4 protein-coding genes are annotated in these 3,686 nt (G+C 69.4%); 3 read left to right on the top strand and 1 reads right to left on the bottom strand.

Features of this window, described 5'->3' with window-relative positions:
* Together ABT063_RS51665 and ABT063_RS51660 are read left to right on the top strand one after the other, a co-directional pair.
* The coding region (locus ABT063_RS51665; protein ID WP_351069276.1) for an adenosylhomocysteinase at nucleotides 1-192 on the top strand (192 nt) is incomplete at its 5' end.
* 216 nt (nucleotides 193-408) lie between these two features.
* On the top strand, nucleotides 409-1,023 hold the full coding sequence (locus tag ABT063_RS51660; protein ID WP_351069273.1) for a hypothetical protein: 615 nt from the start codon (nucleotides 409-411) through the stop codon (nucleotides 1,021-1,023).
* A gap of 50 nt (nucleotides 1,024-1,073) precedes the next feature.
* Here ABT063_RS51660 and ABT063_RS51655 read toward each other — a convergent pair whose 3' ends face one another.
* Entirely contained in the window at nucleotides 1,074-2,171 is a 1,098-nt protein-coding gene (locus ABT063_RS51655; RefSeq protein WP_351069271.1) for an RDD family protein, read from the bottom strand.
* A gap of 130 nt (nucleotides 2,172-2,301) precedes the next feature.
* Here ABT063_RS51655 and ABT063_RS51650 point away from each other — a divergent pair, with 130 nt between their 5' ends.
* Entirely contained in the window at nucleotides 2,302-3,309 is a 1,008-nt protein-coding gene (locus ABT063_RS51650) for a stage II sporulation protein M (protein ID WP_351069269.1), read from the top strand.
* The last annotated feature ends 377 nt before the right edge of the window (nucleotides 3,310-3,686 follow it).

The raw sequence follows: 3,686 nt of genomic DNA, 5'->3' as shown, positions 1-3,686 counted from the left end.
ATCGAGCTGTTCACCAAGCCCGACGCGTACCCGACCGACGTCTACGTGCTGCCCAAGCACCTGGACGAGAAGGTCGCCCGTCTCCACCTGGACGCACTCGGCGTGAAGCTGACCACGCTCCGCCCGGAGCAGGCCGCGTACATCGGCGTGGAGGTCGACGGCCCGTACAAGCCGGACCACTACCGCTACTGAGCGCTACGGAGTCCGACCGCAACCCGCTCGCGTGGAGCACGTCCGTGCACTGACGCGCTCCCGCAGCGGCAGTCCCGCCGAGGCAGGCCCCCGCACCCCCGTGCCGGGGGCCTGCCCCTTTGGTCGGCCCGGCCGTCGTACCACCGGCTCAGCCGTCGTACAGACTGAACCAGCCTGTCAAGGCGTCCGGAACAGCCCGTCAAGACCAGGACCCCCATGCCCCGCGGCCGTTATTCGCTCCACGATCCGCACGATCACACCCCCCTCGCGGAAGAGCACTTCCACTGCGCCCCCGGCCCCTCCGGCTGGCGCTACGTCTCTCAGCTGACCACCCCCGCCGGCGATCACAGCGGCTCCGTCGATCTCACCCTCGACGAACTCGGCCGCCCCATCCGCCTCGAACTCCACGCCGCGAGCTGGCAGGTACGCGGCGCCGCCCTCGACGGCGTCACCTGGGTCCGTACCGACCCCACCGGCACGCATGCCACGGAAGGCAATGTCCGCGCCCACGCCTTCACCGGCACATCCCCCGCATTCCTCATCGCCACCACCCGTCTCCTGCGCCTCACCGCTTCCGGCTCGGCAACCCGCGTACGCCTGGTCGCCTTCACGGACCCGGTCCTCGCCCCGCGCACCGTGGACCAGTCCTGGGCCTTGCTGAAAAGAGAAGCACACGCCACTGACAACGGCCCTCTGACCGTGGACGAATACCAGGTCACAGCCCTGGATACGGGCGAGCAGCACACCGTTCACATCGCCGGCGACGTGGTGCTGGCAGCACCCGGAGTCGAGCTGGAGGACCTCGACTCGCCGCCGTCGGTGTTCGTCTGAACGGCATCCGGCGGCTCCGCCTGGATCCGGCCTGGGTGGCTCGCTCAGAGCTACGCCGGGGGTACGAACCCGGTGCCGCGACGATCGGGAGACGGCGTCTCCTTCACCGCTGAAGGCTGTGGCTGCTGAACCGGGGCCTTGGGCTCGCCGCCCATCCGGCCCTCCGGCTGACCGCCTGGGGCAGCCGGAGCCTGACCACTTGCCGGAGGCGGAACCTGGCCGCCTGCCGAAGCCGCAGGTCGACCTCCCGTCGGAACCGCTCCCGCGACATGCGCGGCGGACGGAGGAGGGTACGCCGCAGGCTGTGCTCCCGTAGGCCCGTACATGCCCGGCGCACCACTCGTCCCCGGCGCACCACTCGCGGCCACGCCACCGGCCGACGGGCCACCCCCGGCCGCACCGCTCCCGAAGGCCCTCCGAGCCTCCCGGGCCTGCCGCTCCTGAAGCACCGCCGCCAGAAACGCCGTCGGCGGAACGCCCTGCGGCACCGGAGCCCCCGTACGAGCCGCGAGGTCGGCGGCGAGCCGCTCCGCCATGCCCCAGCCGACCTGCGGATCCAGCTGCTGCATCCGCGTCAGGTACTGGCGGATCGCCAGCCACAGGCCGTCGGGAACCGCCGACAGATCAAGTCCCGAGAAACGCCCGGCCAGCCAGGGCGGCGGCGGAGGCAGGAAGCCCGTCGGCGCGACCGGCACCCGTTCCCGTACGACCAGGGTCCCGGCGAACACGTCACCGAGCCGCCGTCCCCTCGCCGACACGAGCGAAGCGATACAGGCGACGACCCCGAACGTCATCAGAATCTCCGCTGCACCGATCGCCCCTCGCACCAGCGCGTGCCGAAAGCGGATCGGCCCGCCGTCGTCCCGCACCACGCGCAGCCCGCACGCCATCTTCCCGAGCGAACGCCCATGGCTCAGCGTCTCGACCGCGATCGGCCCGCCCACCAGCACGAGAAGGAACGCGGCAATCGACAGCGCGATCTGCGCCGCCTCGTCCAGAGAAGAGGTCGATGCCACCAGCGCGATGGTCACGGCTATATACGCGGTCATGGCCACAGCCAGATCGATCAGCACGGCCAAGGCCCTGCTGGGCAGCCTCGCAGGGCGCAACTCAAGCGCCACCGCCTCGCCCGTCACCAGCTCACTCACGCCCGCCGTCCTTCCCCTGGCCCGCTTCAAGAACGGCCAGTCTGCCAAGCTGAGGGCGCATCGCGCCGCAGTACGACAAGCTGATCCTTACGACGGACCGCCGACGAGCAGCCGAGGAGCAGGCAAACCGATGGACCTCGACGTCTTCGTCACCGCCCACCGAGCCGAGTGGGATCGCCTCGACGCCCTGCTCCGGCGCCAGCGCCGCCTCACCGGCGTCGAGGCAGACGAACTCGTCGCTCTCTATCAGCGCACCGCCACGCACCTCTCCGTGATCCAGTCGAGCGCCCCCGATCCGCAGCTGACCGGTCGGCTCAGCCAACTGGTGGCACGCGCGCGCAGTACCGTCACAGGTACCCGACGCGCCTCTTGGCACGATGTCACCCGCTTCCTCACACACGGCTTCCCGGCCGCTGTCTACAGGTCGCGCCACTGGTGGGTACCCACCGCGCTCCTGTCCAGCGCCGTCGCGGCCCTCCTCGGCTGGTGGATAGGCACCCATCCAGAGGTACAGGCCACCATCGCCGCCCCCAGCGAACTGCGCGAGCTCACCCGCCCCGGTGGCCAGTACGAGACGTACTACTCGAGCCACCCCGCGGCCTCCTTCGCAGCCCAGGTCTGGACGAACAACGCTCAGGCCGCCGCCATGTGCCTGGTCCTCGGCGTCTTCCTCGGTCTCCCGGTCCTCTGGATCCTCTTCCAGAACATGCTCAACCTCGGTGTCGGCTTCGGCCTGATGTCCTCGGCCGGCCGCCTCGACACCTTCCTCGGCCTCATCCTCCCGCACGGCCTGCTTGAACTCACCGCCGTCTTCGTCGCCGCCGGCACAGGACTGCGCCTCGGCTGGACCGTGATCGACCCGGGCCCGCGCACCCGACGCTCAGCCCTGGCCGAGGAGGGCCGAGCCGCCGTGGGCATGGCGATAGGTCTCGCGCTGGTCCTGTTCATCTCCGGCGCCATCGAAGGCTTCGTCACCCCGTCCGGCCTGCCCACCTGGGCCCGCATCGGCATCGGCATCGCCGCCGAGCTGGCTTTCCTCGCGTACGTCTACATCCTGGGCGGCCGTGCGGCACGCGCCGGCGACACGGGCGACGTCGAGGCAGCCGAACGCAGCGCCGCTGTCCCGACGGCCGCGTGATGTGCAGAGCACCTGGCTGAGCTGCTAGTCTCTCCTTCGCCCCACCGGAGCCGTTGACACGGAGCGGATGGGGAGGTAGATTCAAACAGTTGTCTGGAGCTGGGTGTGGTCCCGGTTCGGCAGCGGTGAGTGTCTGTCGGCTTCAAGAACATTGATTTCAAAGAAGCCCCCTTCCCGATGAATCGGAAACGGATGGCCGGTCAGTCCGGCTCAAAAGTTCTGATAATGTTGGGAACGCCGGAAAGGGAAACGCGAGAGCGGGAACCTGGAAAGCGCCGAGGAAATCGGATCGGAAAAGGATCTGATAGAGTCGGAAACGCAAGACCGAAGGGAAGCGCCCGGAGGAAAGCCGCGAGAGAGTCTCTCGGGTGAGTACG

Source organism: Streptomyces sp. NPDC002838 (genome assembly GCF_040295365.1).
GTDB lineage: Bacteria > Actinomycetota > Actinomycetes > Streptomycetales > Streptomycetaceae > Streptomyces.
This window is presented reverse-complemented; position numbering and strand designations above follow the sequence as displayed.

Coding starts and splice junctions, on each gene's coding strand:
- ABT063_RS51660 (WP_351069273.1), top strand. CDS start 409: ATGCCCCGCGGCCGTTATTCGCTCCACGATCCGCACGATCACACCCCC.
- ABT063_RS51650 (WP_351069269.1), top strand. CDS start 2,302: ATGGACCTCGACGTCTTCGTCACCGCCCACCGAGCCGAGTGGGATCGC.